Annotated in this window: 16 protein-coding genes; 8 read left to right on the forward strand and 8 right to left on the reverse strand. The window is 66.8% G+C overall.

Translation table 11 applies throughout. From position 1 onward, the window contains the following. The 5 genes from B4M62_RS13415 to B4M62_RS13435 are packed head-to-tail and all read right to left on the reverse strand — an operon-like array spanning position 1 to position 5,410. A complete protein-coding gene (locus B4M62_RS13415) occupies positions 1 to 1,119 on the reverse strand; it encodes a phosphotransferase family protein (RefSeq protein ID WP_290713897.1) in 1,119 nt (372 codons plus the stop codon). Next, a complete protein-coding gene (locus B4M62_RS13420) occupies positions 1,116 to 1,472 on the reverse strand; it encodes a hypothetical protein (protein ID WP_290713899.1) in 357 nt (118 codons plus the stop codon). The genes B4M62_RS13415 and B4M62_RS13420 overlap by 4 nt, the downstream gene beginning before the upstream one ends. Then, the gene (locus tag B4M62_RS13425) at positions 1,469 to 2,569 is read right to left on the reverse strand and encodes a TIGR03857 family LLM class F420-dependent oxidoreductase (RefSeq protein ID WP_290713901.1); all 1,101 of its coding nucleotides are present in this window, start codon (positions 2,567 to 2,569) and stop codon (positions 1,469 to 1,471) included. Before B4M62_RS13425 ends, B4M62_RS13420 begins: the two co-directional genes overlap by 4 nt. Then, positions 2,562 to 3,659 carry a phosphotransferase gene (locus B4M62_RS13430; RefSeq protein ID WP_290713904.1) on the reverse strand — a complete coding sequence of 366 codons (1,098 nt, stop codon included), beginning with the start codon at positions 3,657 to 3,659 and terminating at the stop codon, positions 2,562 to 2,564. Before B4M62_RS13430 ends, B4M62_RS13425 begins: the two co-directional genes overlap by 8 nt. Before the next feature lie 17 nt (positions 3,660 to 3,676). After that, positions 3,677 to 5,410 (reverse strand): PEP-utilizing enzyme, encoded by a 1,734-nt coding sequence (locus B4M62_RS13435; RefSeq protein WP_290713906.1) that lies wholly within the window; start codon positions 5,408 to 5,410, stop codon positions 3,677 to 3,679. A gap of 261 nt (positions 5,411 to 5,671) precedes the next feature. Here B4M62_RS13435 and surE point away from each other — a divergent pair, with 261 nt between their 5' ends. Continuing rightward, complete coding sequence (gene surE / locus B4M62_RS13440) at positions 5,672 to 6,496, forward strand: 5'/3'-nucleotidase SurE (RefSeq protein ID WP_290713908.1); 825 nt, start codon at positions 5,672 to 5,674, stop codon at positions 6,494 to 6,496. On the opposite strand, the gene B4M62_RS13445 is transcribed toward surE, so the two are convergent. Beyond that, positions 6,441 to 7,937 (reverse strand): wax ester/triacylglycerol synthase family O-acyltransferase, encoded by a 1,497-nt coding sequence (locus B4M62_RS13445; protein WP_290713910.1) that lies wholly within the window; start codon positions 7,935 to 7,937, stop codon positions 6,441 to 6,443. The two genes, surE and B4M62_RS13445, sit on opposite strands and share 56 nt — an antisense overlap. A 158-nt stretch (positions 7,938 to 8,095) precedes the next feature. Here B4M62_RS13445 and B4M62_RS13450 point away from each other — a divergent pair, with 158 nt between their 5' ends. Further along, positions 8,096 to 8,986 (forward strand): alpha/beta hydrolase, encoded by an 891-nt coding sequence (locus B4M62_RS13450; protein WP_290713912.1) that lies wholly within the window; start codon positions 8,096 to 8,098, stop codon positions 8,984 to 8,986. 65 nt (positions 8,987 to 9,051) lie between these two features. Here B4M62_RS13450 and B4M62_RS13455 read toward each other — a convergent pair whose 3' ends face one another. After that, positions 9,052 to 9,681 carry a MarR family transcriptional regulator gene (locus B4M62_RS13455; protein WP_344716863.1) on the reverse strand — a complete coding sequence of 210 codons (630 nt, stop codon included), beginning with the start codon at positions 9,679 to 9,681 and terminating at the stop codon, positions 9,052 to 9,054. Positions 9,682 to 9,691: 10 nt separating this feature from the next. Next, positions 9,692 to 11,206: an AMP-binding protein gene (locus tag B4M62_RS13460; RefSeq protein ID WP_290713914.1), complete on the reverse strand. Its 1,515-nt coding sequence runs from the start codon at positions 11,204 to 11,206 to the stop codon at positions 9,692 to 9,694. Between the two features lie 163 nt (positions 11,207 to 11,369). On the opposite strand from B4M62_RS13460, the gene B4M62_RS13465 reads away from it, so the two are divergent. Genes B4M62_RS13465 through B4M62_RS13490 form a run of 6 tightly spaced genes read left to right on the forward strand, consistent with a single transcriptional unit; the run spans position 11,370 to position 17,298 of the window. Further along, complete coding sequence (locus tag B4M62_RS13465) at positions 11,370 to 12,569, forward strand: cytochrome P450 (protein ID WP_290713916.1); 1,200 nt, start codon at positions 11,370 to 11,372, stop codon at positions 12,567 to 12,569. After that, entirely contained in the window at positions 12,566 to 14,011 is a 1,446-nt protein-coding gene (locus B4M62_RS13470; protein ID WP_290713918.1) for an aldehyde dehydrogenase family protein, read from the forward strand. The genes B4M62_RS13465 and B4M62_RS13470 overlap by 4 nt, the downstream gene beginning before the upstream one ends. Next, on the forward strand, positions 14,008 to 14,808 hold the full coding sequence (locus B4M62_RS13475; RefSeq protein WP_290713920.1) for an SDR family oxidoreductase: 801 nt from the start codon (positions 14,008 to 14,010) through the stop codon (positions 14,806 to 14,808). Before B4M62_RS13470 ends, B4M62_RS13475 begins: the two co-directional genes overlap by 4 nt. Then, complete coding sequence (locus B4M62_RS13480; RefSeq protein ID WP_290713922.1) at positions 14,805 to 16,289, forward strand: pyruvate, phosphate dikinase; 1,485 nt, start codon at positions 14,805 to 14,807, stop codon at positions 16,287 to 16,289. Before B4M62_RS13475 ends, B4M62_RS13480 begins: the two co-directional genes overlap by 4 nt. Beyond that, positions 16,286 to 17,002 carry a TetR/AcrR family transcriptional regulator gene (locus B4M62_RS13485; RefSeq protein WP_290713924.1) on the forward strand — a complete coding sequence of 239 codons (717 nt, stop codon included), beginning with the start codon at positions 16,286 to 16,288 and terminating at the stop codon, positions 17,000 to 17,002. The genes B4M62_RS13480 and B4M62_RS13485 overlap by 4 nt, the downstream gene beginning before the upstream one ends. Then, positions 16,999 to 17,298 (forward strand): 2Fe-2S iron-sulfur cluster-binding protein, encoded by a 300-nt coding sequence (locus B4M62_RS13490; protein ID WP_290713926.1) that lies wholly within the window; start codon positions 16,999 to 17,001, stop codon positions 17,296 to 17,298. The genes B4M62_RS13485 and B4M62_RS13490 overlap by 4 nt, the downstream gene beginning before the upstream one ends.

A 17,298-nucleotide genomic window follows, 5' to 3' on the forward strand; every position in this document is an offset into this window, starting at 1 on the left:
TCAGCGCACACTCACCGCGTTGACGACGTTGCGCAGCGCCGCGACCGAATGCCAATCCAGGGCGGCCGCACAGTTGCGCTGCAGGAGCGCAAGAATCAGCGCGTTGACCACCTCGGTGTCAGGCAAGACATCAATCGCGGCGAGGGAGATGAACAGTCCGCTGAGCAACTGGATCTGATAGTCCGACACCGCAGTCGCCAGGTCATAGCCGCCGGCCCGCTCGTTGTACACCTCGACGTAGCGACGGATGAGGTCCATCTCGTGCTCGCTACGCAGGTCGGCGTCGATGCTGCCCGACATGAAGTAGCCGACGTCATACATCGGATTGCGCACGCCGGTGACCTGCCAATCGATCAGCACCGCCGACGGCCCGTCGGGACCTTCCTCAAACAGCACGTTGTCCACCCGCGGATCGCCATGAGTGAAGCTCCATCGCTGTTGTGGCAGCAAATGCCAATTGCGAACGAGGTCAGCGGCTTCATCAATAACTTCGAGCGCTTCGGCGGGCAACATGTCGGCGAAGCGAACGAGGGCGGCATCGGCGCCAGCGCGGGCCGCAGTCGACCAGTAGTCGCAGACATCGGCGAGCCTAATCATCCACTCGGGCGCTGAGTCCGGCGAGATCGGATCGAAGGCCGAGTGCACCCGCGCCAACTCGACGAGTACGGCTTGAGCTTGATCGACCGTGCTGCCAGCCGCCTGATTACCCGGTATCGTCGACCCGGTGAGGTCTTCGGTGACGAGGTTGATGTTGGTCTCGTCGCCAGCCACCCAGTACGCCAACGGGATTCGTCCGGCTCTGCGCTCACCGATCGCCCGGAACGCCCCTATCTCGCGGTGATAGGCCCCGCTGTGCAACCCGTGCGCATGCGCACCGGGGTCGCTGGGTTTGAGCTTGACGACGACCGAGGATGGCGCGCCACCGGGGGCGGCGTCATAGGTGATCGCCACCCGCACACAGTCACTGACGTTGCCCGCACCGATCGGCTCAGCCGACACGGCCCGCACCATCGCATCGGGCAGGCCGGAGTGCCGCAGCACCGACTGCACCCAGGCCGGGGTGATCTGCGCGGTCCCGTCGATCACGGCAGGCTCGGGGGACAATGATGGTGCGTTCATGACCAGGATCCTTCGAAGTAGTTGGAGTTCCACACATCGGTGATGAGACCCTCGCTCACCTGGAAGATCTCGATGCCGCAGAGTTCTTCGCCGGTGGCGAGCCGCTTCGCATTCCAGGTGAGACTCGCGTGGGAGTCGTCGCCGAACAGGGTGACGACAGTGAACTTGGGGTCGTGCGCGGCCAGGTCCTTCTCGATCCGGGCGATCTGCTCGGCGCGGGTCAAGGTGACGATCCCGTCGGCGCTATGCCTCGCTAGCGGCTCGCCGCAGATCTCGTTGACCACATCAACATTGCCGTCGTTATACAGCTCGAACAGATAGCGACGCACGACGGCAACCGCGCTGAGTGTCATGTCAGTACCTCGTCGAGATCGTTGTGAACCGCGAAGGCGGTGACCGTCGAAGCCAATTCGCCGGGGGTGGACCCGTGCAGAATCACCCCGTCGACCCCGAGGTCGAATTGGCCGCGCACCAGCTCGGCGCATCGTTCAGCCGAGCCGGTGGCCGCGCACTCCAACCACTCGGGCGGGATCACTTCTCGCAACGCCTCAAACGTCGCCGTGTCACCCACTGCATCGGCCCATCCGGGCAGACTCTGGACGACCTCAGATTGGCGGAACCGCTCGAGTTGCGCAGGATCCCACCTGTTCGTGCGAACCAGCAGATCGCCATAGACCTGCAGGTAGGTGGAAATCCGACCCACGGTCTTCTTCAAGAAGGTCTGCTCGTCGACGTCGTCGCAGACCGACGCGAAGCAGGACCACACTTTCACCGCGTCAGGGTCGCGCCCGGCCTTCTCGGCGGCCTGTTTGACCTCGCCGACCACCCGCGCGGTGGTCTCTTCGGAGAAGAAGGTGTGCAGTACCACCATGTCGTAGGCCCGGCCGGCCATCGCCAATGTGTCAGGCCCAAAGGCCGTGGTGCACAACGGAATGTCCTCGTCGAAGGTCGGGTCAAGTCTCACCGCGGGGAAGTCCCCCAGCGGGCCGTGGTAGTCGGTCACCGTCTCGCCGCGCCACAGCAGACGCATCAGTCCGGCAAACTCTTCGAGTTGGGCGGTCGTGGTCTGCGCCAGGCCCATCGCCGCGATCTGCGGGCGAAGACCGCGCCCGACGCCAAGAGCGAACCGACCACCGGTAAGTCGATGCATAGTGGTGGCGAATGCTGCGGTAATAGCTGGATGACGGGTATTGATGTTGGTTGCCGCAGTGGTGATGCCGATCCGGTCGGTGACCGCGCCAGCCGCCCCGGACAAGGCGCAGGCCTCCTTGACGTTCAACCGCTCGGAGATGAAGGCCTGCCCCAACCCGAGTTCCTGCGCCAACGCCAACTCGGCGAACATCTCACGCGGATCGGTGACATGTCCACCCAAGGTGTAGAACCCGAGTTGGTCGAGTCCGACGACGGTCCCGGAGGCAACTGTCGTCCCGGTCGTCAACGACTTAGGCATGGGCGAACCCCTGCCGCGCGACGGTGTCCACAATCGCGGCCAGACCATCATGGTCACGCGCATGCGCGAGCGCATTCGCGACCATCGATACGAACAAGTCGTCGCCTCGATCGCTACGCGCCACCAGCATTGCTGCGGCCACCCCGATCACCAAGTTCTGAAAGGTACCGATCGGGTAGTCACGCAGGAGGTCAGTCATCGAATAGTCGGTGATCCCCTGGGCGACCAGCTCGCCGTGATAGCGCTCCAGCAGGGCACCTTCGTGCTCGCGTCGCATCGCCGGCGATAGAGCCCCCCCGATGAAGTAGGCGATATCCACGGTCCCCGGCGCGAAGATCACCGTCTGCCAATCGAGAACTGCCAGCGGCACTTTCCCGTCGAGCGCGTCGAACAGAACGTTGTCGGGGCGGAAGTCGCCGTGCTGCACGGTGAACGGGATGGTTCGCAGTGCGGCGTAGTAGTCAGCGATGTGATCGGTGAACGCCTGCCCCAACTCGATGTCGTCGGGCGCTAGGCGATCGCGGTACCGCTCGACGAAGCCGGACCACCATCCGGGCATCATCTCAATGAACCGGGCCCAATAGGTGTCGGAGATGTCGAGCCAGGCATTGCCTTTCAGTTCCACCGAACCCCAGAAGGGTGCGTGGATGTGCGCGGCCTGTTCGACCGCTGCCCCCACTTCCTCGACCGTGCACCCGCGGAGTTGATCGCCGGGTCGGGCCGGGCTCAGATCCTCGAGGAGAAGCACGAATTCGGTGTTGTTCGAGTCGATCTCGGCATGGTGGCAACGGGGTACCCGGACGGACAGCCGCGGTGCGATCTCCTGATAGAAGCGAACCTCACGCAGGTAGTTCAGCTCCGAGCGGCCAGCCGCGCGGCTTTGCTCCTTCGCCGAGCTCGTCTTCGCGACGAAGGACGCCGGTGCGGCGGTGTCCCCGGAGTAGCAAACGCGTGTCTGAATGCTGTCGGCCACCTGACCGGTCCCGATGGGCTCGGTCCCGATCGAGATAACGCTGACCGTCGGGTCGATGATCCCGCTCTCGTGCAGAATGCGGTCGAGCCACTCTGGGCACAGGTCGGAGGCGTGCATCTGGTTCTCCTCCCCGCTCAGGCCACCGTGACTGCGCCGGTCGTGCCGTTGACCTCGATGAAGGATCCATCGACGATGCGCTTGGTGGCGTCGGTGGCCGAGACCACGCAGGGAATACCAAGTTCACGGCTAACGATCGCGGCATGGGAGAACGGCGCGCCCACGTCGACGACGACAGCGGCCGCCGTCACGAACAGCGGCGTCCACGACGGGTCGGTGATCGGTGCGACGAGAACGTCGCCCGGCTCCAGTGCCGATGGGTCATCGGGGCTGGTGATGACGCGTGCTCGCCCGCGTGCGGTGCCGGCACAGGCCGGGACACCGGTGATGGTCTCGCCACTGGTCACCGCGGTGGTGCTGACATCCGATCGCTTCACCCACTCCGAGATCGGAGGCGCGGAGCCGTCGACGACGAACGGTGGCACCAGGTCGAATAGTTCGAGGTAGACCTGTTCCCGCTCAATGAGTGTGGCCCGGTAGGACGCAGGATTGGCGATGAAGTCGTCGAGTTCCTCGGCGAAGAGCATGAACACTTGACGGGCGTCGGCAATCACGCCCTCGGCGGCGAATCGTCGGCCTAGTTCCAGCGCTGGCAGCCGCAACTCATGCATCAGCATGGCGGCGGTGGTGCGGCCGCGCTCGCGGCCCCGCATCCACAGCGCTGAGGCGTTGAGGACGGCTTCGAATTGCGCGGATGCCTCCGCATCAGCAGCGAGCATCGCGCGGATTTCCGTCGCCGCGGCATCGCGTTCGGCAGATTTCGCCGCCGCTTTGCCGGTGGGCGCCTGCGAGTCGTCGACGGCGCGCATCCGGTCGATGGCCGCCAGCGCGACATCGGGGTCAACGCCCCAGGTGATCGCACGAATCTCCCACTCGGATGGGCCACGGAAGTCCCACTCGGCCAGGAAGGCGTCCAGCGCGGCGGTGAACGTCTTCACCGACTCGGCATCACTGGCCTGCAGTCGCGCATAGAGTCCCTTGACGCCGCCGTCGAAGATGGCCGCCACAGCCGGTTTCTGGGCAGCGCGGCTCAGCTCCCACATGCCCAGCGACGGTCCGGCCGAGTCCACGTTGCCCAAGCCGGCCACGAGCACCAGGGCCTGTTCGGGTTTGCCGACCGCGTCGGCGAGTTGCGCGATGGCACCCAGTCCGACGCCTGACTTCAGGCTTGCCTCGATGTGGTGTTTGAACAGCCGACGCAGCAGGGTTTCAAAGGATTTCATCCGAGTGACCAGTTCGGCGTTGCTCAGTGCCGAGAGGTCGGGCCGGTCGCGACGGATTTGATCGACCTCGACGCGGTCGGTGTCGTAGGCCGCAAGGTCGGTGGCGCCGAGGACCTGTTCGGCGAGCCACTGTCCCGCCTTGGCCTCGAACTCCGGGTTCTCGTCGAAGTCGCGACGCTCGCTCTCATAGCTGGGGATGCCGGGCATGTCGCCGAAGTATTGGAGATCGACTGCCTCGGCGCTCATGCCCGGGACGCGGACACCAAACAGTCGCATGAGCGACATGTTGATGTAGAGGTAGCTACCAAATCCCGGCAACACATTGAAGGCGACCTGATCGTCATAGAGGTCGTCGTCCCAGACGCCGCAGGCGACGAACGCGTCCCGCCAGCCTGGCTCGAGGGTGTGCTGGAAGCCTAGCGAGGCGTTCAGCGGAGTAATCGGGTCGGGAAAGATCTCGCCGACATTGGCCCGCGAGTAGAGCGGGAATACCTTCGAGGGCTCGTCCATCAACGGCCAGGTGCTCATTGCTGTCTTCTTCCGTTCCATGCCCTCAAGGTGGGGCTGCGGTAGCTGGAGGATCGTCGCGCGAGGGTCAAGCAGCGAATCTCGTTAGCGAACGCTCTGTCACATTTATATGTGAGCTACGACACCCTGTCAAGGGTATTGGTGGTCAATTTTCTGGGTTTACCAGCACTATGGACATCTGGACCATTTCCAATACTGGACAACTACGTGATCGATCAGTCACTATCGAAAGCAGTGAACAGGTGACGACGGGAGACCACCATGCGGATTCTGGTGACCAACGACGACGGCTACGACGCTGCGGGGCTCGTCGCCATCGCCGCCGCGCTCGTCGCCGCCGGCCATGAGGTGACCGTCGCGGCACCGACCTCCGACCGCAGCGGCAGTGGCAGCGCCCTGGGATCAATCGAGGACGGGACGCTCATCGGCTTCGATGCCCTCACACTGCCGGCCCTGGGGCCGTCGGTGCCGGTGTACGCCCTGGACTGCCCACCGGCACTTGCCGTCCTCGCCTCCTGCTCCGGCTCCTTCGGCCCCGCGCCCGAACTCGTCGTCAGCGGGGTGAATCCCGGACACAACACCGGGCGCTCGATCCTGTTCTCATCGACGGTGGGGGCCGTGCTCGCCGCCCAGGTCGCCGGGATCGGCGGTCTGGCGATCAGCTGCGGGTTCGCCCCCCACCACCGGTTCAACACCGCGGCGCGCGTAGGCGGCGAACTGGTCGACTGGATGATCACCGCGGGCGCCACCGGGCTGACCCTCAACGTCAATGTTCCCGACACCGACTACGCGCAGCTACGTGGCGTACAGGTCACCACATTGGGCCGGGGCAGCATGTTCTCCCTGCACACCAGCCGACATGAGGCCGCGGTCGAACTACACCGCCGCGAACGTCACAGCGGATTCCGCAGCGGCACCGACGGCGCTGCCGTCGTCAACGGATACGTGTCAGTGACTGCCCTAAGCGGCATCGCCGGCGTCGCGGAACCCCTGCTAGCGCCCGACGCCGACGAGCCGATCTCCCAGTTCCTCAGTCCGCCGAACCCTCGTATTCGTCGGCCTCGTCCCGTTCCCGTGGAGTGGTGAGGGGCGCGCACTGCGGTCGGTTGCGGTCCAGTTCACCGAGCGCCGCCAGCCACGCGTCGCTGATCTCCCAGACGTCGGGCACGTTGTCCGGGCAGCCGACGACTCCCAGCCCGAAGTGACCGTCGTACGAGACCGCCGTCAGGTTGACGTTCATGTCTTGGAACAGCGGGCCGAACGGGTAGATCCCCTCGAGGCGGGCGCCGCCGAGCCACAGCGGGCCCCGCGGACCTGGAATGTTGGAGAAGCACGCGTGGAAGAACGGCGGCCGCAGCGGCGCCACCAGGTCGAGTACATAGGTGCTGGCTGCCATCCGCAGCAGCGTCGGCGGCACCAGCTGCACCAGGTCGACGACGTCCACCGTCGGCCCGTTGGCGCCGCGACCAGACTTCACCCGGTTGGTGGCCTGATGGATCACCGTCAGCCGCTCCACCGGATCAGGGAGGAACACCGGCAACCGGACCAACGCCAGACTCCAGCTGTTGAATGCGTCATCGTCGGCGCTGCGCGTGGAAATCGGCACAAAGACCTGCAGCGGCCCATCGGGGACGGTGTCGTGGGCCAGCAGCCACTGCCGCAGGGCGGTGGTGCAAGCGGCAATGAAAACGTCGTTCACGGTGACGCCGTAGGCCGCGCCGAGATCGCGCATCCGGTCGAGTTCCACCTCGGCGTAGGCGCTGTTGCGGCGTTCGCTGATCGGCCGGTTCAGCGGGGTGTCGGCCGGGGCCGCGCGCAGGCGCGGGTCGGTGTCGATCTCGCCGCCGCGCAGACGGCGCAGGGGTGCGGCGGCCATCGACAGCAGACGCTCGGCGACGGCCCGCCCCAGCTGCGGGGTGCCGCGGCCGACGACCCGCGCCGCCCCGGCCACGTTGCCCGCCGATTCGGCGAGCCAGTCGGCCAACAGGTCGCCGGTGCCCGGCAGCGGTGCGGCAGGTCCCGGCTCCGGGTAGTCCGGGTCGTGGTCGGGGTCGGTGGAGAGCAGGGTGGGCAGCAGCCGGTTCACTGCCCCGACGCCGTCGGACAAGGCGTGCGAAAACTTGACGGCCAGGGCAAGCCGGCCGTCGGCTAGTCCTTCGATCACCCAGGCTTCCCACAGTGGTTTGTCGTGCCCGAGCCGGTGCCGGTGGATTTCGTCGATCAAGGCGGCCACCTGCCGCGGGCCGCCGGGGGCTGGGACCGCGAGGCGTTGCAAATGCTTGTGGACGTCGAAGTCCGGGTCGTCGACGAAGACCGGCTGTCCCAGGCGCAGCGGCTTGTGTACCAGGCGGAGCCGGACCAGCGGATTGCGCGGGAGCCGCTCGGCGAGCAGCGCATAGAGGTGGTCGGCGTCGAACCCGGGCCCGGCCGGCCGCGGATCCACCAGCAGCAGCGCGGTGATATGGATGTTCATCGGCCCCGCTTCGGCGTTCACCGGAATCGCATCCATGCCCGTGAGTCGTTCCATCTCGTTCCCTCTGATAGTCGTGAACCTGCGGAGAAGTCGATCATGATCCGGCCGCGCCGTGGACCGAATCGGGCGATCACACCCACCCGCTGAGGTGGTGTGAAGCGCCTACTGTTCTAGTCAAGAAGCTGCAGTGACGTCCAGGAGGAACCTTCACCATGCGCACCGACATCGAGTTCCAATCCCACGACACCACCTGCCGGGGGTGGCTCTACCAACCCACTCGCGAAGCCGGATCGTCGCCGCCGCCCATCATCGTGATGGCGCACGGCCTCGGCGCGATCAAGGAGATGCGGCTGGACGCTTTTGCCGAGCGCTTCTGCGACGCCGGATACGCCTGCCTGGTATTCGACTACCGACATTTCGGGGCCAGCGACGGCGAGCCACGCCAGTTATTGTCGATCAGCCGGCAACTGCAGGATTGGGCATCGGCCATCGCGTACGCGCGACAGTTGCCCGACGCCGACGGCTCGCGGGTGGTGTTGTGGGGCAGTTCGTTCGGTGGTGGGCATGTGATCGTCGCCGGCGCCCGGGACGGCAAGGTGGCCGCGGTGATCGCCCAGTGTCCGTTCACCAGCGGTATCGCCTCGGTGCTCGCCATGGAGCCGCTGGTCGCGGCTAAGGTGACCGCGCGCGGGATTGCGGACATCGCCTCGTCGGTACTGCGCCGCGATCCGGTGCTGGTGCCGCTGGCCGGCGAACCGGGCACGACGGCGCTGATGACCGCGCCGGATGTGGTGCCCGGCTATCTGTCTCTCGTTCCGCCCGGCGCACCGTTCGTCAATCAGGTGTCCGCCCGGATCGGGCTGGCGATCCCCGCGCACTCCCCGACCCGCTGGCTCAAGAAGACCACGGTGCCGACGCTGGTATGCGTGTGCGACCACGATTCAGTGGCACCGGCCGGCCCCACCCGTCGTGCGGCTAAGCGCAATCCGCAGGTCACCGTCGACAGCTACGATGAGGGGCACTTCAGCATCTATGTCGGTGACGCCTTCGAGCAGGTCGTCGCCGATCAGCTCGCCTATCTGCACCGCACCGTCCCGAACTGACGACGATCCGCCGGGCCCCGCGAAACTGCGCGAGCCGGCCGACCTGATCGCCTGCGACCGGCGACCTAACCTTCGTCGGCCTCGTCCCGTTCCCGTTGAGCGGTGAGCAAGAGGTCTTGGTGCAGTTCCATCCAGACGTCGTGATAACTGTCGGACATCGGCCGTGCGAATGCCGCGCGGTCGCCGTCCTGGATCCGACTCAGCGCCGCAGCCAGTCGGGCAGGATACCGGCCGAGGCGAGCCACGGCCTCGCCTGCGGGTGACAACACAGCGATCACCCGCTCGTGAATGGCACCGAGGTCCGCGATGACCGCCGCGTCGTAGTCGGGATCAGAGTGATCGTTCGGGTTGCCGGCCGCATCCAGTTGCCATGCCGCGCACACCCCCTTGAACGCCGAATTCACCGGCAGGAAGGCCGCGTACACCTCCTCGACCCGGCCACGTGCCGACGGCGCCAGCGGTGAATCCCGCCCGAGCTCCTCGTAGGCGGACTTGCCTTCCGCGGTGATCATGGTCCCGCTCATCCGGGGGGTCTCCCGGCGCACGACCAGCCCCTCGCCGGTGAGCACACCAACCAACGAGGAGACGTCGCGCGCGGTCAAGCCCGTCATCGCGATCAAGAAGTCGTCGGTCGCCAAGCCTTTGACCTTCAGCGCGTGGAGCAGTTCAAACCGATCGGTTGTTGTTGACATCATGACGTTTCCTTCACTGGTGGGGGATGTGCGTACGAGCTGAGGGGTGTGCGAAGCGCGCGTGCAACGCGGCCTTGTCGAGTTTTCCGGTGGGCAGTCGCGGGAGATCGGTGGTGAACTCGACGATGCGCGGCACTTTGAAGCCGGCAATTCGTCCCCGGCAATGCTCAATCAGTTCGGCCGGTTCAGCGTGGTGACCGGCCCGGAGTTCGACGACGGCCTTCACGTTCTCACCGAACTCCGGGTCGGGCACACCGACGACCCCGGCATCCGCGACGGCCGGATGCTCGCTCAGCGCGGCTTCAATCTCCTCGGGGTAGATGTTCACCCCGCCGGAGATGATCATGTACCCGGCACGGCCGAGCAGATAGAGGAAGCCATCCTCGTCGACACGGCCGAGGTCGCCCATTTCCTTCAGCTGCGGACCAGTCGCGGCCGAGTCGCCACCTTTGACCGCCTCGAAGCAAACGGTTCCCGTTTCGCCGACAGGCACCTCGACACCCTCGTCGTCGACGATGTGAATCCGGGTGTTACCCAACGGCTTTCCCACCGACCCGGAATGAGCGCGAACATCCTCTGGTGCGATGTAGGTGTGGCCGTAGCCCTCCGAAGCGCCGTAGTACTCGTGCAGGATCGGCCCCCACCAGTCCGCGATCGCGGTCTTGACGTGGGGCGGACAGGGCGCACCGGAGGTGAATGCGGCGCGGTGGGTGGGCGAAAGTGCGATGGACTCGCGCTGCGGCAGTCGGAGCAACCGAATCAGCATGGTCGGCACCCACTGCGAATGGGTCACGCCATAGTCGACGATGGCCGACATGGCCGCGGCTGCGTCGAAGCGCTCCATACACACGACTGTGCCGCCGGCCGCCAAGGTGATGAGCGCAAAGGTGAACGGCGCGGCATGGTAGTTCGGCGCCGGCGAGAGCAGAACCGTGTTCTCGTCGATACCCAGTCGGTGCACCAGATCCGAATGCCGCGGTGGCGCCTGGGCCGGATGCACGCCCAGCAGCGGTTGAACGAAGCGCTTCGGCCGCCCGGTGGTCCCGCCGCTGAACAACACGCGGGCCCCGAGTAGCTCGTCGGCGAGTGGTTCGGCGGAGACGTCCGCGACGGCGGTGGCGAGGTCGGTGCATCCTGGCGCCGGGCCGTCGACGCTTATGACGGTGGGCTTCAGCTCGCCGCGGGCCAGTGCTGCGACGGCGACCGCGGCCATTCCGGTGCTGGTGACAACAGCGGTCGGTGCGGCTTGCGCCAGCAGCGCGGCGAGCTCGGGCACCGCCAGGTGCCAGTTGACCGGTGTCACGTAGACACCGCTGCGCATGCCGGCGGCGACGGCCACCGGCCACCAGATGTTGTTCTCCATCACGATGACCACCGCGTCGCCGGGCCGAACCCCGTGGTGCCACCAGAACTGGGCCAGTCGGTTGGACTCGGCATCGAGTTCGCCATAGCTGAGGCGCTGTCCTGATCCGGCCATCACATAGGCCGGCCGCTCGGGATGGCCGCGGGCGATGCTGGGTGGATACACGATTCCCCTTATTGTGAATGTCTGGTCACATACATGACCAGGGGATTTGGCCTTAGGACTCGATTAATTCAGCAATATTAGCGCTTGCATGTGGTTTACACCACACCCTAGACTATGCTTTAGTGACTAGACAGTCACAAATTGAGGCAAGCAGGGAGCTGACATGAGTACCGCCGAAACCATCGATCTGATGGACCTGGAACCGTTCACCGCCGGTACCGATCATGCCCTCTTCGCCCGGCTCCGCGACGAGGATCCGCTGCACTGGAATGCTGAGCCCGACGGCCCGGGATTCTGGTCGGTCACCCGCTACGAGGACGTCAAGGCGGTGGCCGCCAACCACGAGGACTTCACCGTCACCGAGGGTACTCAGATCGCCAGCCGCCGGGCCGAGGGCGAAGCGGCCCGCAGCATCCACCACGTCGACCCGCCCGAGCACTCGAAGCTACGCGGCATCGTCACACCGCATATCCGGCCGACAAAAATCAAAGGCCTGGAAGCCGACATCATCAGGGTGGTCGACGAGTTACTCGACACCGCTATCGCCGCCGGCGAAGTCGATTTCGTCGCCACCGTCGCCGCACAACTGCCACTCGTCATGATCGGCCGCCTGCTCGGCGCCCCCCTGGCCGACTGCCCGAACCTGCTGCGGTGGACCAACCAGATGGCCAGCGAAGACCCCGACTACTCGGAGGGTCCCGAGACCGCCGTGCGTGCGCGCGACGAGGTCTTCGATTACTTCCGCCAGCTGGAGAAGCTGCGGCAGCAATGCCCGGCCGACGATCTGGTGTCGGTCCTGGTCGTCGCCGAACTCGACGGCGCACCCCTGAGCCGCGGCTATCTCGACGCCTATTACCTGATCATGATGGTCGCCGGCAACGAAACCACCCGCAACCTGCTGTCCGGCGGCGTCGCCGTCCTTGCCGAGCAGCCACGGTGGTGGGAGGTGATGCGCGAGGATCCGGCAACCATCCGACTGGTTGTCGAAGAAATGCTGCGCTGGGTGACACCGGTGCTGTGTATGCGACGCACCGCCACCCGCGATATCGAAATGCACGGCAAGACCATCAAGGCCGGCGACAAGGTGGTGATGTGGTTCTCCTCAGCCAACCGCGACGACCGCAAGTTCGACGACGCCGATGTGTTCATCGGCGATCGCCGGCCCAACGAACACCTCGGATTCGGCTGGGGCGCGCACGCCTGCCTGGGCGCACAGCTGGCCCGGATGGAAGCCCGGGTGTTCTTCACCCGCGTGATCGAACGAGGCCTCGAGATCAACGTAATGGACCCACCACGCCGATTGCAGTCGAACTTCTTCCGCGGCATCAAAACGCTCCCGGTGACCATCAGAGAGTCGAAATGACCTTGACGCCAACACTTCCCACCAACGTGAGGGCCCCCGCCGCCTTGATCGGCGAGCGCCGGATTACCGGCAGCGGTGAACTCATGGTGACCAACCCGTACACCGGCACCCAGCTCGGATCGGTTGCGGTGGCCGATGCCGATCTCGTCGACGAGGCGATCCGCGTCGCCGAATCGGCACTGGCGGCCTGGTCGCGCACCGCGCCCGCGCAACGTGCCGCGACACTGCGTCGCACCGCCGACCTGGTCATCGAGCGGGGTGCAGGCATCGCCGGCACCGTCACCGCCGAGATGGGCATGCCGATCACCATGGCCCTGGCGACGCAGCGCGACATGCCCGCCGCGGTGCTGCGGGCCATGGCCGCGGCGATCGAAGCCTTCCGCTGGTCCGAACCGGTCGACGGGGCCGAACTCCACCGGGTGCCGGCCGGAGTGGTCGCCGCGATCACGCCCTGGAACATGCCGGTGCACCAAATCGTCGCCAAGGTCGCCGCCGCACTGGGCGCGGGTTGCCCGGTGGTACTCAAACCGTCGGAGGCCACCCCGTACGACGCCGAACTGATCCGCGGCTGCTTCATCGACGCCGGGGTACCCGCCGACGCCTTCGCCATCGTGAACGGCACCGGCCCCATCACCGGCGCCGCGCTGACCGGCGCCCCGGGGATCGCCCACATCTCGTTCACCGGTTCGGTTCGCGCCGGTCACGCCATTGCCGCCGCGGCAGCCACCACACTGACGCGCACGACGCTCGAGCTCGGCGGAAAGTCCCCGGCCGTGGTGCTTCCCGACGCTGACCTGGCGAGCGTGATCCCCAGGGTCTTCGCCTCCGGGCTGGTCAATTCCGGGCAGGCCTGCAACGCCACCACGCGTCTGGTATTGCCCGCGGCCGCCGCGGGCGACGCCGAGCGCCTCCTCGTGCAAGCGGCCCAGCAAGTCCGATTGGGCGACCCGGCCGACCCGGGCACGACCCACGGTCCGCTGTCCTCCCTGGCGCACACCGAACGCGTCCTGTCCCAGCTCGGCCGGGCCCGCACCGACGGGGCCCGCTTCGTGGTCGGCACCGGAACCCGCGAAAGCGCCACGGTCTCCGACTGCTTCATCGCGCCGACCGTGCTCGCCGATCTGCCCGCAACAGCCGCGGCCGTGCGCGAAGAGATCTTCGGCCCGGTACTGGTCATCCAGTACTACGACGACGAGGCCGACGCCATCCAGATCGCCAACGACACCGAGTACGGGCTGTCCGCCGAAGTCTGGTCCGCCAGCGGCGAACATGCCCGCGAGGTCGCGCGCGAACTGGAGGTCGGGCAAGTCAAGATCAACGGTGTGCGCACCCGCGAACGCCCGGCGGTGCCCTTCGGCGGGATGAAGAACTCCGGCTACGGCCGCGAGCTCGGTGCCGTGGGCCTGGCCGAGTTCACCGAAATCATGGCGGTGATGTCATGACCGCCGCTGCCACGATCATCGTCACCGGCGGAGCCTCGGGAATCGGACTCGCCGTGGTCGGCCGCATCCTTGACGCCGACCCGTCGACGACGGTCCTCGCGCTCGACCTGGCCGACTGCCCCGACCGGCGCGCCCACTCGTTGCACTGCGACCTCGCCGACCTCGATGCGATCGCCGCGCTGGAATTGCCGGCGCACGTCGACGGCCTGGCGAATGTGGCCGCCGTGCCGGGCACCGCCCCGGCGGCGAAGGTTCTCGCCGTCAACGCGGTAGGCCTGCACGCCCTCACCTTCCGGGTGCTCGAACGCATGCGGGCGGGCGCGGCGATCGTGAATGTGGCCTCGGTCGCCGCACACCGCAACACCGCACCGGCCGACCAGGTCGCCCGCCTGGCGATGGCCCGCACCGATGCCGACCGCGCGCAGTGGCTGGCCGACAACCCGATCGGCGGTCCGGCCGCCTACGACACCTCCAAACGTGCGCTCCTCGAGTGGACGGTAGCCCTGTCCGCGGCACTGCAGCCGCGTGACATTCGCGTCGTATCGGTGAGCCCCGGCCCCACCGAGACCCCGATTCTCGTCGACTTCACCGCGTCGATGGGCGCGGAGGCCATGGCCCGGTCGGCGGCCACCGTCGGACGCCACGGCAGGGCCGCCGAATCGGCTGCCGCCGTCGCCTTCTTGCTGTCGAAGGACGCGTCCTGGATCAACGGCGTCGACATCCCCGTCGAAGGCGGACTGTTAGCAGCCCGCGCGGCCGCAGACTCACCCATCACGCTGGAAGGGCTCTCCTCATGACTATCCCCCTGGTCGTCGCGCTTGACGGCACCGCCCCCGCAGACCGAGAACTGCTCGGCGGCAAAGCATTCAGCGTCAACGGCATGCGCGCACTCGGCCTGCCGGTGCCGCCCGCCTTCGCCATCACCACGCCGGTGTGCGGCCAGTTCCACGCCCGCGGCGGCCAACTCCCCGATGAGGTGTGGGCGCAGGTTCAGACGGCGATGGCGCAGTTGGAGCGCGATACCGGCCGCACCTTCGGGGCCGGACCAAACCCGCTGCTGGTGTCGGTCCGCTCGGGGGCCGCCCAATCCATGCCCGGGATGATGGACACCGTGCTCAACCTGGGGTTGACACCGGCCGTCGTCGGCGAACTTGCGGCCGCCACCGGCGACCGGGCCTGGGCGCAGGACACGTGGTCGCGCTTCTGCAGCGGGTACGGCGAGATCGTGCTCGCAGATCCCGATGCGGCGCCGCCGGCCGATCCGTACGACCAGCTGCGCGAAGCCATCGCGGCCGTCTTCGGGTCGTGGACGAACGAGCGGGTCGCCGCCTATCGCCGCCGTCACAAGCTGGGCGACGGCGGCGGTACAGCAGTCACGGTGCAGGCCATGGTCTTCGGCAACCGCGACGACGACTCCGGCACCGGTGTGCTGTTCAGCCGTGACCCGGCCACCGGGGTCCCCGAGTTGTTCGGCGAATGGCTGACCCGCGCGCAGGGCGAGGATGTGGTCTCCGGTGAGCGCACCCCGGAAACCCTCGCACAGTTCCAGGCACACAGCCCGCAGTTGTATGTCGAGCTCGAACGCATCGCCGGGATTCTCGAAGCTGAGTTGCGTGATCTCGTCGACATCGAGTTCACCGTCGAAAGCGGACGGCTCTACATGCTGCAATGCCGCCGGGGCAAACGATCCGGACGCGCTGCGGCCCGCATCGCCGTCGACCTCGTCAACGCCGGGACGATCTCGCAAGCCGAAGCGCTGGAGCACATCAGTGTCGACCACGCCAAGGCCTTGGCCACCGACGGCAGCGTCACCAGTGGTGCCGAGGTGCTCGCCACCGGCACCGGAGCCAGTCCGGGCGTGGCCACCGGCGTCGTCTACACCGACACCGACGAGGCCTGCGCCGCCGCCGCCGAGGGCGTCGGCGTCGTGCTTGTCCGGCCGTCGACCTCACCAGTCGATGTGCCCGCCATGTTCGAGTCCTTGGCGGTGGTCACCGAAGTCGGCGGCGCCACCTCGCACGCCGCGCTCGTGTGCCGCGAAATCGGTGTGCCCTGCGTGGTGGGCTGCGGCGCCGGCCTGACCCGCCGGCTGGCTGGGCAGACAGTCACCGTCGACGGAGCCACCGGCACCATCTTCGCCGGCGAGGTGGCCGCAATGGACAACGCACCGGACCAGTATCTGCAACAGTTACTCTCGTATCTCGACAATGTTGGCGTCCGCGATCATCCCTTGGTGGAGTACGTTCTGCGCCCTACCGTGACCGAGGGCGCCTCATGAGCACTGCAGACAGCACCGACGGTATCGACGCCGTCTATTCCTCGGCCGGCCTCCTCGACGCCAGCACCATGTCCGCCAAACGGCCCAACAAGCGGGGCGAGCAGACCCGCGACAGGCTGATCGCCGCGGCCGTCGAGTGCTTCACCGAGTACGGGTACACCAAGACCCGCGTCTCCGACATCACCCACCACGCCAATACCGCGCAGGGGAACTTCTACCGCCACTTCACCAGCCTCGACGACATCTTCCTGGCCGCCCTACGGCCGTCGTTGGAGGCGCTTGCCGCATCGCGGATGCGGTTGGACCGCACCCACGGCGAGCTCGCCACCCTCATCGAGGTGAACACCACTTACCTGCAAACCTATGCGCGCAACCGCCACATGCTGCGGCTGCTGCGCGAGGCCTCCGCGGCCAGCGAGAACAAGGGCTTCGCCACCCTGTGGCTCAATCTGCGTGCCGATTTCGTCAAGCGGACCGAACGCTGGCTACGGCGACTCGACGAGAGCGGACAGCTCGAGCCGACAAATCTGCACCTGCTCGCCGAGACTCTCGGCTGCGCCACCGAACAGATGGCCTATGTGCATGTCGGGCTGGCCCCGAGCAGTCCCCGGCGCGAGGAGATCGCCGAGCTGGGGACCGCGCTGGGGGAACTCTGGTTTCGTGCAACCCCGTTTCGCGACCGCCCCGCGATAGCGGGCGAGGAGACGTCATGACCGAGACGCAGAGCCAGGTGGTTACCTCAACCGTCGTCATCCACCTCGACGGCCAGACCTCACGAGTGAGCTGCGGTCCGACGACCCGCCTGCTCGACGCAGTACTCGACGCCGGGCTCGGCGCCCCCTACTCGTGCCGCAACGGCGAGTGCGGAACGTGTATGGCCCGCTTGGTGAGCGGCGAGGTGGACTTCGGATCAGGGGTTGCGCTGGAACCCGACGACTATGCGGACGGGTATCTCCTCATGTGTCAGTCGACCCCGCAGAGCCCCGACATCGAGATCGCCTACGAGTAG

Origin of the sequence: Gordonia sp. UBA5067, assembly GCF_002414845.1 — a bacterium.
GTDB lineage: Bacteria > Actinomycetota > Actinomycetes > Mycobacteriales > Mycobacteriaceae > Gordonia > Gordonia defluvii.